At 67.7% G+C, this 16069-nt stretch carries 15 protein-coding genes, 1 tRNA gene and 1 other RNA gene; 7 read left to right on the forward strand and 10 right to left on the reverse strand.

Annotated elements, in window-relative coordinates; translation table 11 throughout:
* Nucleotides 1-16: 16 nt before the first annotated feature.
* The 4 genes from OG947_RS10035 to ffs all read right to left on the reverse strand — a co-directional run bounded on the left by OG947_RS10035 (nucleotide 17) and on the right by ffs (nucleotide 3075).
* Entirely contained in the window at nucleotides 17-601 is a 585-nt protein-coding gene (locus tag OG947_RS10035) for an HhH-GPD-type base excision DNA repair protein (protein ID WP_328813831.1), read from the reverse strand.
* Between the two features lie 12 nt (nucleotides 602-613).
* A complete protein-coding gene (locus tag OG947_RS10040; RefSeq protein WP_328813832.1) occupies nucleotides 614-1519 on the reverse strand; it encodes a hypothetical protein in 906 nt (301 codons plus the stop codon).
* A gap of 133 nt (nucleotides 1520-1652) precedes the next feature.
* Nucleotides 1653-2939 carry an aminotransferase class I/II-fold pyridoxal phosphate-dependent enzyme gene (locus tag OG947_RS10045; protein ID WP_328813833.1) on the reverse strand — a complete coding sequence of 429 codons (1287 nt, stop codon included), beginning with the start codon at nucleotides 2937-2939 and terminating at the stop codon, nucleotides 1653-1655.
* A 41-nt stretch (nucleotides 2940-2980) separates the two neighbouring features.
* An RNA gene (gene ffs, locus OG947_RS10050) (signal recognition particle sRNA small type) lies at nucleotides 2981-3075 on the reverse strand.
* 82 nt (nucleotides 3076-3157) lie between these two features.
* On the opposite strand from ffs, the gene OG947_RS10055 reads away from it, so the two are divergent.
* Nucleotides 3158-3242: transfer RNA gene (locus OG947_RS10055), tRNA-Ser, on the forward strand.
* Nucleotides 3243-3285: 43 nt separating this feature from the next.
* Here the strand turns inward: OG947_RS10055 and OG947_RS10060 are convergent.
* Both OG947_RS10060 and OG947_RS10065 read right to left on the reverse strand, forming a co-directional pair.
* Nucleotides 3286-3420 carry a hypothetical protein gene (locus tag OG947_RS10060; RefSeq protein ID WP_268788599.1) on the reverse strand — a complete coding sequence of 45 codons (135 nt, stop codon included), beginning with the start codon at nucleotides 3418-3420 and terminating at the stop codon, nucleotides 3286-3288.
* Between the two features lie 50 nt (nucleotides 3421-3470).
* Nucleotides 3471-4379 carry a DUF2797 domain-containing protein gene (locus OG947_RS10065; protein ID WP_328813834.1) on the reverse strand — a complete coding sequence of 303 codons (909 nt, stop codon included), beginning with the start codon at nucleotides 4377-4379 and terminating at the stop codon, nucleotides 3471-3473.
* A gap of 33 nt (nucleotides 4380-4412) precedes the next feature.
* Here OG947_RS10065 and OG947_RS10070 point away from each other — a divergent pair, with 33 nt between their 5' ends.
* Both OG947_RS10070 and OG947_RS10075 read left to right on the forward strand, forming a co-directional pair.
* Nucleotides 4413-4952, forward strand: a complete 540-nt coding sequence (locus OG947_RS10070; protein WP_307096695.1) for a hypothetical protein — start codon at nucleotides 4413-4415, stop codon at nucleotides 4950-4952.
* Nucleotides 4953-5092: 140 nt separating this feature from the next.
* Nucleotides 5093-5995, forward strand: a complete 903-nt coding sequence (locus OG947_RS10075) for an alpha/beta fold hydrolase (protein WP_027506623.1) — start codon at nucleotides 5093-5095, stop codon at nucleotides 5993-5995.
* 60 nt (nucleotides 5996-6055) lie between these two features.
* Here OG947_RS10075 and OG947_RS10080 read toward each other — a convergent pair whose 3' ends face one another.
* Nucleotides 6056-7441, reverse strand: coding sequence for an MFS transporter (locus OG947_RS10080; RefSeq protein WP_027506622.1), 1386 nt, complete (start codon nucleotides 7439-7441; stop codon nucleotides 6056-6058).
* Between the two features lie 128 nt (nucleotides 7442-7569).
* Here OG947_RS10080 and OG947_RS10085 point away from each other — a divergent pair, with 128 nt between their 5' ends.
* The 4 genes from OG947_RS10085 to OG947_RS10100 all read left to right on the forward strand — a co-directional run bounded on the left by OG947_RS10085 (nucleotide 7570) and on the right by OG947_RS10100 (nucleotide 11053).
* A complete protein-coding gene (locus OG947_RS10085) occupies nucleotides 7570-8523 on the forward strand; it encodes a LysR family transcriptional regulator (RefSeq protein WP_231476434.1) in 954 nt (317 codons plus the stop codon).
* On the forward strand, nucleotides 8520-9410 hold the full coding sequence (gene gluQRS / locus OG947_RS10090) for a tRNA glutamyl-Q(34) synthetase GluQRS (protein ID WP_328813836.1): 891 nt from the start codon (nucleotides 8520-8522) through the stop codon (nucleotides 9408-9410). Before OG947_RS10085 ends, gluQRS begins: the two co-directional genes overlap by 4 nt.
* Before the next feature lie 104 nt (nucleotides 9411-9514).
* Nucleotides 9515-10231, forward strand: coding sequence for an RDD family protein (locus OG947_RS10095; protein ID WP_027506619.1), 717 nt, complete (start codon nucleotides 9515-9517; stop codon nucleotides 10229-10231).
* A 78-nt stretch (nucleotides 10232-10309) separates the two neighbouring features.
* On the forward strand, nucleotides 10310-11053 hold the full coding sequence (locus OG947_RS10100; protein ID WP_027506618.1) for a queuosine precursor transporter: 744 nt from the start codon (nucleotides 10310-10312) through the stop codon (nucleotides 11051-11053).
* 88 nt (nucleotides 11054-11141) lie between these two features.
* Here the strand turns inward: OG947_RS10100 and tgt are convergent, their stop codons facing one another.
* From tgt to OG947_RS10115, 3 genes are read right to left on the reverse strand one after another with little or no spacing between them, the layout of a single operon-like run.
* Nucleotides 11142-12359 (reverse strand): tRNA guanosine(34) transglycosylase Tgt, encoded by a 1218-nt coding sequence (gene tgt / locus OG947_RS10105; RefSeq protein ID WP_328813837.1) that lies wholly within the window; start codon nucleotides 12357-12359, stop codon nucleotides 11142-11144.
* Nucleotides 12356-14290, reverse strand: coding sequence for an ABC transporter ATP-binding protein (locus tag OG947_RS10110; protein ID WP_222647538.1), 1935 nt, complete (start codon nucleotides 14288-14290; stop codon nucleotides 12356-12358). The genes tgt and OG947_RS10110 overlap by 4 nt, the downstream gene beginning before the upstream one ends.
* Nucleotides 14287-16020, reverse strand: a complete 1734-nt coding sequence (locus OG947_RS10115) for an ABC transporter ATP-binding protein (protein WP_328813838.1) — start codon at nucleotides 16018-16020, stop codon at nucleotides 14287-14289. Before OG947_RS10115 ends, OG947_RS10110 begins: the two co-directional genes overlap by 4 nt.
* Between the last annotated feature and the right edge of the window lie 49 nt (nucleotides 16021-16069).

Raw genomic sequence — 16069 nt, forward strand, 5'->3', positions numbered from 1 at the left:
AACGGTCGGCGGGAACCTACGATCCTGCGCTCTCCTTGGCGGCCCGCTTGGCCGCCTTCTTGAACTCGCGCACCTCGCCCAGACTGGTCGCGTCGACCACGTCGGCGATGGATCGTCGGGAGCCGTCGTCGCCGTACGATCCGGCGGCGTCGCGCCACCCGGCCGGCTCCACACCCATCTGCTTGCCCAGCAGAGCCAGGAAGATGCGCGCCTTCTGATCGCCGTACCCGGGCAGCGCCTTCAGTCGCTTCAGCACTTCTCTGCCGTCCGGGTCGCCGTCCGTCCAGATGGCGTCGGCGCGGCCGTCCCACTCGTCGACGATGTACGAGCACATCGACTGGATCCGCTTGCCCATCGACCCCGGGAACCGGTGCACCGCGGGTGGGGTGGAGCAGATCGCGAGGAAGTCGTCCTCCGGCATCTCGGCGATCGCGCGGACGTCGAGCGACCCGATGCGATCCGCCAGCTTCTTCGGACCGGCGAACGCCGACTCCATCGGTACCTGCTGATCGAGCAACATCCCGATCAGCAGCGCGAGCGGGTCGGAGGCGAGCAGGGCGTCGGCGTCGGGATCCCCCACCAAGTGCAGCGTCGTGGCCATGGCGTCATTCTTTCACGCGGACAGCGCAGCACGAATGCGCTGCGCCAGCCGACCGTCGACGAGGTCCGCCCACGTCCACCGCACGACGATCCACCCGGCGGCACGCAGAGCGTCCTCCCGGAGCTTCTCGGCGATCATCACGCTCTCGGTCGCCTCGCCTCCACCGGTGTACTTCACCATCCCGTCGAACTCCCCGATCACGCGCTGGTCCTCCCACAGGAAGTCCGGCCGATACGTGCGCCCGTCGATCACGATCTCGATCTGCAGCTCGGGCGCGGGGAGCCCGTGCCGATCGAGGTACACCCGACTGCGCGATTCGCCGACGCTCTCGCTACGACCGTCCAAGAATGCGGCGGCACGTCGAGCGCCCGCGACGCCGCGCCGACGGCCACACCCGCGGATCGCCTCGGTGATGTCGTCGATCGATGTCGGAGTGCATGCCAGCGCCGAATCACCAACGCACACAGCGGCTTCGAAGCTCAAGGCGCACCCAAGATCCGCCACGGTCCGCGCCGCGGAGGTCACTCTCGCACCGTCACGCATCACCACGTCCACATCGGCGAGTGGATGCGTGTGGAGGTGCCGTACCGCGTCGACACGTCCGCCGGTCGGCCTGTCGACCGTCAGGTGCACCAGCGGTGGCGGCCCCTGCCACAACGACATGCCCCACGCCAGCGCGGCCGACTCGTGGCTGAGCGTGAGACCCGGTCCGCCTGCGGCCAGGGCTGCCCGGGCTGCGAGAAGGTGTCGAGCCTCCGGCGTGGAGTCGGTGAAACGCCGCTTGTCGACGAAACACCCCCGCCGCACGGCCACGATGGACCCGGACCTGCGTGCACTGCGGATCTCGGTGTCGGACACACCTCGGCCGAGAAGATCCGCGCGCCGGATCAGTTCTGCGGCTTCGCCCTCGTCGCTCATGTGACGATCGTGGCCGAGATCCAGGAATGCTGCTCATGGCCATCCACAGGCGTCGAACCGTCACCGGTTTCCGCAACTCACAGGGGTTGCAGCCGGTGAACCCTGCCGGAATCGGTGTGAGAACCCGACCAAACTACGACCCGAGCAGCTTCTCCGTCGCGGCCAGCAGCACGCAGGTGGCCACGCCGTCCATCGCCGCGGACAACTCGTCGGTGGACGGGAAGCTGGGGGCGAGGCGGATGTTCCGGTCGTCGGGATCGCGCTTGTACGGGAAGGCGGAGCCGGCGCCGGTGAGGGCGATGCCGGCGTCCTTCGCCAGGGAGATGGTGCGCGCAGCGGTGCCGTCGAGCACGTCCAGGCTGACGAAGTAGCCACCGTCGGGCTCGGTCCACGATGCGACCTTCGAGGCACCGAGCCTGTCGTCGAGGATTTCCTGGACCATCGCGAACTTGGGCGCGAGGATCTCGCGGTGCTTCGCCATGTGTGTGCGCACACCGTCGGCATCACCGAAGAAACGCAGGTGGCGGAGCTGATTGAGCTTGTCGGGGCCGATGCTCTTTTTGCCGTAGTGGCCCAGGTACCAGTCGAGGTTCGCCGACGACGAACCGAGGAAGCTGACGCCGGCACCGGCGTAGGTGATCTTCGACGTGGACGCGAAGACGTACGGACGGTTCGCGTGACCGGTCTCCGCTGCCAGGCTCAGCACGTCGTACGCGGGCGGGAACTCGTCTGACAGCGGATGCACCGCGTAGGCGTTGTCCCAGAACAGGCGATAGTCGGCGGCCGCAGTGGGCATCGTCGCGAGAGCGCGGGTGACCTCCTCCGAGTACACCGCACCCGTGGGGTTGGCGTAGTTCGGCACACACCACATGCCCTTGATCTGCGGATCGCCCGAGACCAGCCGCTCGACCTCGGCGACGTCGGGGCCGTCCTCGTTCATCGTCACCGGGATCATCTCGATGCCGTAGCTCTCGGTGATGGCGAAGTGCCGGTCGTAACCGGGGCTCGGGCACAGGAAGCGGACGACGGGTTCGGCCGACCACGGACGCACCGAGTCGACGGTGCCGTGCAGCAGCCCCCACACCACGAGGTCGTGCATGATCTCGAGGCTCGCGTTGTTTCCCGCGATCAGGTTCGCGGCCGGGATGTTCAGTAGCTCACCGAAGATGGCGCGCAGCTCGGGCAGGCCCTGCAGTCCGCCGTAGTTGCGGCAGTCGGTGCCCTTGCCGTCCCGGTAGTCCTCACCGGGCAAGGTGAGCAGGCCGGCCGCGAGATCGAGCTGCTCGGGGGACGGCTTGCCGCGGGTGAGGTCCAGCGAGAGTCCGCGTGCGACCAGTGCCTCGTACTCGGCGGTGCGCTTCTCGTGCTCCGCGGCCAGCTCGTCGGGGTTCATCAGTCCGAGTTGAGCTTGGCCGGTCATGGCGAGGAGGGCCTTTCGAGGCGACTGCGCGTGGCGGGAAGTTAAGGGGACCCCGCGCACCCGGCAGAGCCCGTTGACCCTTGCTGCCTTCCGGCCCTGGGGGAGTTCACAGGATGCGCGCCGCGCGGGATCCGTGGACGAGTCTAGCCACATCCCCCGCGCACCACCGAACCGACCCGATTCGTCTCCGAGGGGGTGTCGCCGGTAAGGTAGCCGACGGAGGATTCGCCTAGTGGCCTATGGCGCTCGCCTGGAACGCGGGTTGGGTTAACGCCCTCAGGGGTTCAAATCCCCTATCCTCCGCAGAGAAAGACCCCCGTGCGCTGCACGGGGGTCTTCTTCGTTCTCACTCTCTGTCCAGCACCCAGGTCACCGGAGCCGGGTCGAGCCCTTCCACGACCACCGCGGCCCACGCCTCGGCTGTCGACACGTCCTCGTGCTCGGCCGTGGCCAGGATGGAGTCGTCGCTGGTGTCTCTCACTCGATAGGTCGGCATGGCTCACGAATGCCACGCGGCGGCCGGGGACAAACTCAGAACAGTGCTTCCTGCATGGCGGGCAGCGCGGTGTCGAACTCGCCCCACTCGATGCGGCGCCCGCGCAGTCTCGACAGGTCGGCCACGTAGAGCGAGTCCGGGTCTTCGGACACCGTGGCGCCGACGGCGGAACCGATGCACCACTGCACGGTCAGGCCGTGCGCACCGACGGCAGTGTCCAGCGGATAGGCCGTGCGCCGACCCGTGAAGGCCGCCTCTCGGCCCGCGGGCGGCTCCCACTGCTCGTCGACGACACGGAAGTCGTCGTCGGAGAAGTCGGGACCGAGGTCAGCGAGCACCTCGCGCGCCAGTGTCGCCGCGTCGGCGTTCGATCTATCGAGGCGGGCGAGGTCGATCGGGCGGGTCAACCCCGCCGCCTTGACTGCCGCGCGCACGGCCTGGCGCAGACCGGCAGTGTCGGTCATCGCGTCCTCGAGGTGCCGCACCACGCGTCCGTCGACCGCCCGTGCGACGTAGCGTCCGACCACAGCGCCCTGCTCGGTGAGCCGTCCCCATTTCCGAGGATCCGCCGCCGTTCCCACCTTGTCCGTCCCGTCGGCGAAGGTCGCGACGTAGAGCCAGTGCGGTTGCATCACCACGCTCTCGAGCCCCTTCGACAGGAAGCCCTGCCGGTGGACGATGTGGACGAACCGGTACGGATCCGCCGCGACACAGGCGTCGCAGTGCACCCCGGAGGTGGCGCGCGCACCGTTCGGGCAGGCCACAGGACGGCCGTCCTCGGCGCGGCGACCGATGCACCACAGCACACCCGGCGCGTCGAGCGCGCGGTATCGCAGTGCGGACGACAGCACCGGCCGGGACGTCACCTCGCCGGTGTCCGTGTCGGTGACTCCGAGCAGCGGCTCCCCGCGTGGCCACCCGACACCGCGCACGACCAGGGCCATCGCGACTCCTCTCCACCTGGCAGCATTCCCGGGATGAGCACACCCGGACCCGTCGGATCCCTCTACCGCCGAGTGACGACGCGCAAGGCCGGCGTGCTGCCTCCGCACCGCGCCACCCGACGTCTCTCGGCCTACGTCTACGGAAACGTCCTGGTGATGACCGTGGTGGTCGCCGCCAGTCCGTCGTCCATCGCGAACGGTACGGCGGCGTTGTTGGTGATCGGCACCACGCTCACCACCTTCCTCGCCCACATCTTCGCGGACGCCGTCGCGGCCGGCACCGTCGACGACGACACCGTCGACTGGCGCGAGGAGTTGCGGGACTCACTGCCGATCGCCTCCTCGGGCGTCGCGCCGTCGTTGCTGCTGGCGCTGGCGTGGCTCGATATCCTGCCCGGCGCACTCGCGCAGGGGCTCGCGGGTGGTCTGGTGACGTTGCGTATCGCGTCGATCCCGGTGGTCGCCGAGCGTCTGCGCGGCCGCGGACTGTCGTTTCGCCTGGTCCTGGCCGGTATCGCCACCGCAGTGCTGGCCGCGATCGTCGTGGCGGTGAAGGTGTATCTGACGCACTGATCGCGTCGTTCGCCACCGAAACTTCTTGTGACCGACACCGCCGCCGGGCAGTGAATGTCTGGGATCACATGCTCGCGGAACGGCTCCCCGCCGCCCACCAGCGTGCACACTGGAGCGGTAGTACAACGGAGGGATCTCCCATGGCGGCACTCGATACCGCACAGCCGGACATGCAGACACTCAGTCTGCACGGCAACGAACTGAAGTATCTGGACATCGGACACGGCCCCGCGGTCATCCTGATCCACGGACTGCTGGGCTCCCATCACAACTGGGAACCGCAGATCGACACCCTGTCGCAGCGGTACCGCGTCATCGTGCCGGACCTGTTCGGCCACGGTGAATCGGACAAGCCCGCCGGGGACTACTCCATCAGTTCCCACGCCGCGACGGTGCGCGACCTGCTGCACAGCCTGGACATCACGTCGGCGACGTTCGTGGGCCACTCGCTCGGCGGTGGCATCGCGATGCAGACGCTGTACCTGTTCCCCGAGTTGGTCGAGCGCATGGTGCTCATCGCCAGCGGCGGTCTCGGCCCCGAGGTCAGCCCGCTCCTGCGTGCGGCCACCCTGCCGGGCAGCGAGTTCGTTCTCCCGCTGATGGCGAACCGCACCGTGCGCGGTCTCACCGATCTCGCGATCGATCGGCTCGACAAGCTGGGACTCCCCCTGATGAGCGCCAGTTCCTCCGAGGCGTGGCGCAGCTTCGGGTCGGTCCAGGACGCCGGCACCCGCCGCGCGTTCCTCGCGACCGCCCGCTCCGTCATCAGCTTCCGCGGTCAGACCATCAGTGCGACACCGCACTTCGCCAACTTCCCCAACATCCAGGCGATGCTGGTCTGGGGTGCTCGCGACAGCATCATCCCCAACTCGCACACCGAGAACGCTCGGGCCGAGTTGCCGCACGGCCGCGTCGAGATCTTCGAGAGGGCAGGGCATTTCCCGCATCTCGACAACCCCGACCGCTTCGACCGCATCTTCACCGAGTTCATGCGTGACTGCGAGGCCGGTGCCTCGCGTCCGCACCTCGTCGCCGAGGCCTGACACATACACGAACGCGCCCTCTCCCGTGATGCGGGAGAGGGCGCGGTGCTGTGTGCGTGACTACTTCGTCGGGATACCGGCCTTCGCGAGCTCGGCCTCGGTGGCCAGGTTCTTCGCGTCGGCGATGTCGATGCTCTCGAGCGCGATGCCCTTGGTCTCACGAGCCACCACGACGGCGATCAGCGTGATGAGCGCGGAGGCGGCAAGGTACCAGGCGATCGGCACGGACGAGCCGTAGACGTCCAGCAGCTTCACCGCGATGATCGGCGCGAGCGACCCTGCGACGATCGACGTCACCTGATAGCCCAGGGACACACCGGAATACCGCATACGCGTGGGGAACATCTCGGACATGATCGCCGGCTGGGTGGCGTACATGAAGGCGTGGAACACCAGTCCGATGATGATCGCCAGCATGATGACGACGTTGTGGCCGCTGTTCATCATGGGGAAGGCGAAGAAGCCCCACGTGCCGGCGGTGACCGCACCGACGAGGTACACCGGACGGCGTCCGACGGTGTCCGCCAGGCGACCGACCAACGGGATCACCGCGAAGTGCACGGCGTGCGCGATGAGCATCCACCACAGGATGGTGCTGGTGTCGGTTCCCACCTCGACCTTGAGGTAGGTGATGGAGAAGGTGACCACCAGGTAGTACATGACGTTCTCGCCGAAGCGCAGGCCCATCGCGGTGAACACGCCACGCGGGTAACGCTTCACGACCTCGAAGACGCCGTACGACGCGGCCTTGATGACCTCGGCCTGCTTCTGCGCCTCGACGAAGATCGGGGCGTCGGTGACCTTGGTACGGACGTAGTAGCCGACGAAGACGATGACGGCGGACAGCCAGAACGCGACACGCCAGCCCCAGCTGAGGAACGCGTCCTCCGAGAGCACGGTGGTGAGCACCAACAGGACGACCGTCGCGAGCAGGTTGCCGCCGGGGACACCGGCCTGCGGCCAACTGGCCCAGAAGCCGCGGCTCTTGTTCGGGCTGTGCTCGGCGACCAGGAGCACCGCGCCACCCCACTCACCGCCCACCGCGAAGCCCTGGATGAAGCGCAGCGTCACCAGAAGTGCCGGCGCCCAGTACCCGATCTGGTTGAACGTCGGCAGGCAGCCCATGAGGAAGGTGGCGGCGCCGACCAGCACCAGGGAGAACTGCAGGAGCTTCTTACGTCCGTACTTGTCACCGAAGTGACCGAAGACGATGCCGCCCAGCGGTCTCGCGACGAACCCGACCGCGTACGTGACGAAGGCCGCCAGGATGGCGTCGAGTTCGCTGGTTCCCTCCGCGAACATGATCTTGCTGAACACGAGCGTCGCCGCCGTGCCGTAGAGGAAGAACTCGTACCACTCGACCACGGTGCCCGCCATGGATGCGGCGACCACCTTCCGCAGACCCGACGGTTCCTCGTCGCGATCCACCCTGTCGACAACCGACATGACATTCTCCTTGCTGAGTCTCCGGTGCCGGGACAGTGATCCACGGCACACGCCGAGTCGAGTATCGACGCAGATCACCGCGCCGCACAATGGCCGCGCGCGCACGACCGAACTGCAAAGATGCACACATGACCTCGTCCGGACGCTCCTCGGCGCACACGCCGCCCAGCGCGGACGATCTTCTCGTCCTCCTCGCCGTCGGGCGCAGCGGCCGCTTCACCGCCGCCGCGGACAGCCTCGGTGTCAATCACACGACGGTGTCTCGCCGCATCGCCTCACTGGAGAAATCACTCGGTGGCCGGGTACTGGTCCGCACCTCGGGCGGCTGGGAACTCACCGACCTGGGCCGACACGCACTCGCCGCGGCCGAGACGGTCGACAGCGTGGTGCGCGGCCTGGTGGACCCGGGCGGTGCGTCGCTGCGCGGTGTCGTCCGCATCTCCGCGACCGACGGATTCAGCGCCTACATCGCGGCGCCCGCCGCCGTCAGTGTGCAGGAACGGCACCCCGAGGTGTCCGTGGAACTGGTCGCCGCGACGCGACGCGCCTCGCAACAACGGTCGGGAATGGACATCGAGATCGTCGTCGGCACGCCTCAGGTGCACCGCGCCGAGGCCGTGCACCTCGGCGAGTACTGCCTCGGTCTGTACGCCACTCCGGAGTACCTCGAGGACCACGACACCATCACCACCCGACGCGACCTCGCCGGCCATCCCCTCGTCTACTTCGTCGAGTCGATGCTCCACGTCGACGACCTGGATCTCGCGCGCTCGGTCGCCGTCGGCGACGCTCCCCCGTCGTCGGACGTCCCGGTGATGCGGAGTTCGGTGAGCTCGACCAACGTCTTCGTGCACGTCGAGGCCACGCGGGCGGGCGCCGGTATCGGCCTGCTGCCGTGCTTCATGGCCGACCGGCACCGCGATCTCGTGCGCATCCTGCGCTCGGAGGTGTCGGTCACCCTGGCCTACTGGCTGGTCGTGCGCGGCGAGACGCTGCGCCGCCCCGAGGTCGGGGTGGTGGTCGACGCGCTGCGGACGGAGGTCGCGTCCCGACGGGACGAGCTCATGGGTCGCGGCGAGTGAACGGCCGCTTCGCACCGAGCCCCTCCGGCGACCTCCACATCGGGAACCTCCGCACGGCTGTGCTCGCGTGGCTCCTCGCCCGCGGAACCGGACGCGGATTCGTCCTGCGCGTCGAGGACCTCGATCGCGTGCGACCGGGCGCCGAGCACCGTCAACTCGACGATCTCGCCGCCGTCGGCATCACCGTCGACGGGCCGGTGGTGCGGCAATCGGATCGCCGAGAGTCCTATGCCGCGGCCATCGCCTCCCTCGCCGCCGACGGCCGTGTCTACGAGTGTTTCTGCACCCGCCGCGAGATCCAGCAGGCCGCGTCCGCACCGCACGCTCCCGAGGGTGCGTACCCCGGAACCTGCCGGAACCTCACCGAGGCGCAACGCGTGTCCCGCCGCGCCGAGGGCCGACGCGCCGCGCTGCGGTTGCGTTCGGACACGCGGTCGTTCACCGTGACCGACGCCCTCGTCGGCGAGTTCACGGGCGTGGTCGACGACCTCGTCCTCCAGCGCACGGACGGCGTTCCCGCCTACAACCTCGCCGTCGTCGTCGACGACGGGTTCCAGAGCGTCGACCAGGTGGTTCGCGCGGACGACCTGCTCGCGTCGGCGCCGCGTCAGGCCTACCTCGCCGGTCTGCTCGGCGTGCAGATCCCGGAGTACGTGCACGTCCCGCTCGCTCTCGGACCGACGGGCACGCGCCTCGCCAAGCGGGACGGCGCCGTCACCCTGCGCGACCGACTCGCCGCCGGGCAGAGCGTGTCCGACGTCCGCGCCGAGATCGCGTCGTCGATCGGGGTTCCGTCCGAGCGCACGCACGAATCGCTGTCCGACCTGGCGTCGCACTGGTCCCTGGACCTGCTCCCGAGGGAGCCGTGGTTCGTGCTCGGTCACTGATCGAGACCCCGTTGCAACGGAACATCGCACACCGGTCGGGGCGTATCGGACGTAAGGTGGCCGCGAGAAGACTCCGACACGTCAACCCGTACGAGAAGGACATCATGACCACAGGCGGTTTCGACCCGAGCAAGGATCCGCAGAACCCCGGCAGCTACCCGCCGCCGCAGCAGGGTTCCTACCCGCCCCCGTCGCAGGGGTCCTACCCGCCGCCCTCGCAGGGCAGTTACCCCCCGCCCTCGCAGGGCAACTACCCGCCGCCGCAGGGCAACGTCCCGCCGCAGCAGGGTGGCTACCCCCAGCAGGGCGGCTACCCCCAGCAGGGTGGCTACCCGACGCCCCCGCAGTTCGACAACACCACCAACTACGGTGGCTCGAACTTCGGTGGAGTGCCCGGCGGCGGTCAGCCCGGTGGGCTCGGCATTCGACTGGGCGCGCGCATCATCGACGGGATCATCGTCGGCATCGTCGCGCTGATCCTCGCCGCGATCTTCGGTGCGACCGACAACATCCTCGTCACCGGGCTCTTCTCCGGCGTCCTGACGTTCGCGTACTTCGTCGGCCTCGAGGTCAGCCAGGGCGCGACGCTCGGCAAGAAGATCCTCGGACTCCAGGTGCACGGTCCCGCCGGCACGCCGCGGCCGACGCTGCAGCAGTCCGCGATCCGCAACGCGTTCACGCTGCTCAACATCATCCCGTTCCTCGGTAGCCTGCTCGCGTTCATCGCCGTGATCGTCATCGCCGTCACGGTCAACTCGAGCCCCACCAAGCAGGGCAAGCACGATCAGTTCGCCGGTGGCACCCAGGTGGTCAAGAAGTAGCCTCCGCACACACCGACATCGGGCGCGGGTCCCTTCGGGGATTCGCGCCCGTCGTCGTCTCGGTGCTTGGATCGACCGGTGACTGCAACCAACTCCACCGCCACCGACGGCGACACTCCGTCTGGACAGGCCTCGTTCGCCCACATCAGCCGTGGCTTCTACCCCGCCATCGTCGCGCTCTTCGTCGCGACACTGCTGATCTCGAACGTGGCCGCCAGCAAGGGTGTCGCCTTCTTCGCCGCGTCCGACGTCTCGCTCGGGCCCTTCCAGATTCTCCCCATCAACACCGACGGCGCGTTCTTCCTCTTCCCCCTCGCGTACATCCTCGGCGATGTCCTCAGCGAGGTGTACGGGCTCAAGGCAACGCGCCGCGCCATCTACCTGGGCTTCGGCTCTCTCCTGCTCACATCGGTCTGCTTCTGGATCGCCATCGAACTCCCCGCCGCGTCGTTCTACGAGAACCAGGCCGCACTCGAGACCGTCGTCGGCGTCGTGCCGCGCCTGGTCCTCGCCGGTCTCGCCGGTTACACCGTCGGACAGCTGTTGAACTCCATCGTGCTGGTGAAGATCAAGGAACGCACCAAGGAGAAGCACCTGTGGGCCCGCCTCATCGGGTCGACGGTGGTCGGCGAGTTCTTCGACACCCTGATCTTCTGCAGCATCGCGGCCGGCGTCATCGGCATCACGACGGGCGCCGACTTCGTGAACTACGTCATCGTCGGCTTCCTGTGGAAGACCCTCGTCGAGGTGCTCGTGCTCCCGATCACCTACGCCGTCATCGCGTACATCAAGAAGCGCGAGCCGACCTACTCCCCGGACTGACCCCCGCCCGCCCCCGCGAATACGTCGATACTGTCGTTGTCGAGCACGACTTCACGACACTATGGGCGTACTCGCGGGGAGTTGCGGCTCAGGAATAGAAGCGCGCCAGGGTCTCCTTCTTGAGCTCCTGGAACCGCCCGTCGCGGATGGAGGCGCGGATGTCGTCCACCAGCCGCACGGTGAACCGCTCGTTGTGAATGGTGGCGAGGGTCGAGGCCAGCATCTCCTTGGCCTTGAACAGGTGATGCATGTACGCCCGCGTGTAGTGCGCGCAGGTGTAGCAGTCGCACTCCTCGTCGATCGGCGTGAAGTCCCGACGGAACCGCGCGGTGTTGATGTTGAAGCGCCCGTCCGGGGTGTAGATCGCCGCGTTCCGGGCCACGCGTGACGGATTCACGCAGTCGAACGTGTCGGCACCGTTCTCGATGGCGACGAAGAAGTCGTCCGGCTCGCTGATCCCGAGCATGTGGCGCGGTTTGTGTTCGGGCAGTTCCTCGTTCACCCAGCGGACGATGGTGCCGAGGTTCTGCTTCTCCAGAGCGCCGCCGATGCCGTAGCCGTCGAATCCGCGCCCGGTCTCGCCGACGATGGTCTCGAGATCGTGTGCCGCCTTCCGACGAAGGTCCTCGTACTGCGCACCCTGCACCACACCGAACAGCGCCTGGTACGGCTTGCCGACGCGTTCCGCCGTCAGCCGCTCGTGTTCGGCGATGCAGCGGACAGCCCACGCCTGGGTCCGGTCCAGCGACTGTTCCTGGTACGCACGGGTATTCATCAGCGTCGTCAGCTCGTCGAAGGCGAACATGATGTCCGCTCCGAGCTGGTGCTGGATCTGCATCGACACCTCGGGGGTGAAGCGGTGGCGCGATCCGTCGAGGTGGGACTTGAACGTCACCCCGTCGTCGTCGACGTGCGCGAGGCGCTCCTTGCCCTCGGCGATGACGTCGTCCGACTCCACCCGAGTGGCGTCCATCGAGATGACCTTCTTGAACCCGACGCCGAGCGACATCACCTGGAACCCGCCGCTGTCGGTGAACGTCGGGCCGTCCCAGTTCATGAACGTGCCGAGTCCCCCGGCCTCGTCCACGATGTCGGGCCCCGGCTGCAGGTACAGGTGGTAGGCGTTCGCCAGAACCGCCTGTGCGCCCAGCTCTTTCATCGACTCCGGCAGCACCGCCTTGACGGTGGCCTTGGTGCCGACGGCGATGAACGCGGGGGTCTCGATGTCGCCGTGCGGCGTCCGCAGGGTGCCGGTTCGACCGAGATGGTCCTCGATACGGGTCTCGACTGTGAAGAGGTCGGTCATGCCCCCATCGAACCAGACGCCAACTGCTGCTCCTGCAGGCCGGACGCACTGAGACGGTGGTAGGCGCCGCGCGCCGCGATGAGCTCATCGTGCGTGCCCTTCTCCACGATGGACCCGTTCTCCATCACCAGGATCAGATCGGCGTCGCGGATCGTGGAGAGGCGGTGCGCGATCACGAAACTCGTGCGATCGCTGCGCAGGGCCGCGGTGGCCTTCTGCACCAGCAGCTCGGTACGGGTGTCGACGGAGCTGGTGGCCTCGTCGAGGATCAGCACGGCCGGGTCGGCGAGGAACGCGCGCGCGATGGTGATCAACTGCTTCTCGCCCGCACTGACGTTGCTGCCCTCCTCGTCGATGACGGTGTCGTACCCGTCGGGCAGCGAGTGCACGAAACGGTCGACGTAACTCACCCGCGCCGCCTCCATGATCGACTCCTCGGTGGCGCCACTGTTGCCGTACGCGATGTTGTCGCGGATGCTGCCGCCGAACAGCCAGGTGTCCTGCAGCACCATGCCGGTGCGCGATCGCAGCGTCGCCCGCGTCATGTCACGCGTGTCCACACCGTCGAGCGTGATCGAGCCGGAATCGATGTCGTAGAACCGCATCACGAGGTTCACGAGCGTCGTCTTGCCGGCGCCGGTGGGGCCGACGATCGCAACCATCTGGCCGGGTTCCGCCACGAAGGACAGCCCGTCGATGAGCGGACGCTCCGGTTCGTAGCGGAACGACACGTCCCGGAACTCGACGCGTCCACTGCGCGTGGTGGGGGTGACGGGTGCCGACGGATCGGCGCCCTCCTCCTCGGCGTCGAGGATCTCGAAGATGCGCTCCGCCGAGGCGACACCCGACTGGAGCAGGTTGACCATCGAGCCGATCTGCGTGAGCGGCTGTGTGAACTGGCGGGAGTACTGGATGAAGGCCTGCACCTCGCCCAGGCTCAGCGTGCCGGACGCGACGCGCAGTCCGCCCACCACGGCGATGGCGACGTAGTTGAGGTTGCCCAGGAACATGATGGCGGGCATGACGATTCCGGAGATGAACTGTGCTCGGAAGCTCGCCTGGTACAGCTCCTCGTTGCTCTCGTGGAACACCCGCGCCGTCTCGTGCTGGCGGCCGTAGGCCTTGACCAGCTCGTGGCCGGTGTAGGCCTCCTCGACCTGTGCGTTGAGCGCGCCGGTCTGCTTCCACTGCGCGATGAAGTGCGGCTGCGAGCGCTTGGCGATCATCGCCGTCACCACGATCGACAGCGGCACCGTCAGGATCGCGACCAGTGCGAGCAGCGGCGAGATCCACAGCATCATGCCCAGGATGCCGAAGACCGTGAGCACCGAGACCACGAGCTGGCTGAGTGTCTGTTGCAGGCTCTGCGAGACGTTGTCGATGTCGTTGGTGACTCGCGAGAGCACGTCGCCGCGCTTGTGGGAGTCGAAGTAGCGCAACGGCAACCGGTGGATCTTGTTCTCGACGTCGGTACGCAGACGCTTGATGACGCGTTGCAGCGCGATGTTGAGAATGTAGCCCTGCACCCAGGACAGCAGTGCGGACCCGATGTAGAGGATGAGGACGAGGACCAGCACCTTGCCGACGGCGTCGAAGTCGACTCCCCGACCGGGGACGACGTCCATGCTCGACACCATGTCGGCGCGTGTGCCCTCACCCGAGGCGCGGAGACCGTCGACGACCTGCTCCTTGGTCAGCGAGGGGTCGAGCGAACGGCCGACGATGCCGTCGAAGATGAGGTTGGTGGCTCTGCCCAGGATGTTCGGGGCGAGAACGGTGAGAACGACGCTGGCGACGGCGAACACGAGTACCACCGTGAGCAGCATGCGCTGCGGAAGGAGCCGGCGCAGCAGCCGCCTGACGGACGGTCCGAAGCTCATCGCCTTCGTGCCGGGAGCACCGGGACCGGGAGGACCGCCGGGCCGCGTCATGCGACACCCGCTGCGGTGCGCTGCGAGTCGACGATCTCGGCATAGGTGGGACACGTCTCGAGCAGCTCGTCGTGCGTACCGAGGCCGACCATCCTGCCGTCGTCGAGCACCACGATGCTGTCCGCGTCGCGGATGGTGGACACCCGCTGCGCGACGACGATGACGCAGGCGTCAGGTGTGATGGGGCGCAGGGCCGCTCGGAGATTCGCGTCCGTCGTCAGGTCGAGAGCGGAGAACGCGTCGTCGAAGACGTAGATGCTCGGCCGCCGGATGATGGCGCGGGCGATGGCCAGTCGCTGACGCTGCCCACCGGAGACGGTGGTGCCGCCCTGGGCGACGGGGGTCTCGAGACCCTCGGGCATCTCGCGGACGAAGTCGGCGGCCTGCGCCACCTCGAGTGCGTCCCACATCTCGGCCTCCGTGGCGTCCTCCTTGCCGTAGCGAAGATTGGAGGCGATGGTGCCGGAGAACAGGAAGGGCCGCTGGGGGATCAGTCCGATCTCCGCTCGCAGCGCCTCCGGATCGAGTTCTCGCACATCGGTTCCGCCCACGCGCACCACTCCGTCGGTCGTGTCGATGAGACGCGGGATCAGGTTGATCAGCGTCGTCTTGCCCGAGCCGGTGCTGCCGATCACGGCCGTGGTGGTTCCGGCCGTCGCCCGGAACGACACGTCGCAGAGCACCGGGTGATCGGCCGCGGGATACGCGAAGGCGGCCTTGTCGAATTCCACCGTCGACGGCGCCGAGGCGAAGACGACGGGCTTCGCGGAGGGCACGACGGACGAATTCGTGTCGAGCACCTCGGTGATGCGCTCGGCACACACGCTGGCGCGCGGGATCATCATCGCGATGAACGACGCCATGATCACCGACATCAGGATCTGCATGATGTAGCTCAGCAGGGCCGTCAGCGATCCGATCTCCATGCGTCCCTCGTCGACGGCGTGACCGCCGAACCAGATCACCGCGACGCTGGTGACGTTGCTGATGAGCATGACCACCGGGAACATGAGCGCCATCAGACGACCGACCTGCAGTGCGGTGGCGGTGAGGGCGGTGTTCGCGTCGTCGAAACGCTCCACCTCGTACGGCTCGCGCACGAAGGCGCGCACCACGCGGATGCCCGTGATCTGCTCGCGCAGAACGCGGTTGACCGTGTCGATGCGCTTCTGCATGACCTTGAACGCCGGAACCATGCGGACCACGACGAAGCCCATGCTCAGCGCCAGCGCAGGAACGGCGATACCGAGGAGCCACGACAGTCCGAAGTCCTCGCGCAGAGCCATGACGATGCCGCCGACGCACATGATGGGCGCCATCACCAGGATGGTGCAGCCCATCAGAACCACCATCTGCACCTGCTGAACATCGTTCGTGTTGCGGGTGATGAGCGACGGAGCGCCGAACGTCCCGACCTCGCGCGCCGAGAAAGTGCCGACGCGGTCGAGGAGCGCCCCGCGGATGTCGCGGCCGGCCGCCATGGCGGCGCGTGCTCCGAAGTAGACGCCGCCGATCGAGCACGCGATCTGCACGGCGGAGACGGCCAGCATGATCGAGCCGGTCGACAGGATGTAGCCGGTGTCGCCGGTCGTCACGCCGTTGTCGATGATGTCGGCGTTGAGGCTGGGCAGGTACAGCGAGGCCACGGTGGCCACGAACTGCAGCACCACCACGCCTGTCAGCGCGCCGCGGTACGGCGCCAGATACCGGCGGAGAAGTGAGATCAACACGTCGTGCATCCTTCCTTCTCGACAGGACCCGTCGGACGACAGGCGTGGT

It is taken from the genome of Rhodococcus sp. NBC_00297 (assembly GCF_036173065.1).
Lineage (GTDB): Bacteria > Actinomycetota > Actinomycetes > Mycobacteriales > Mycobacteriaceae > Rhodococcoides.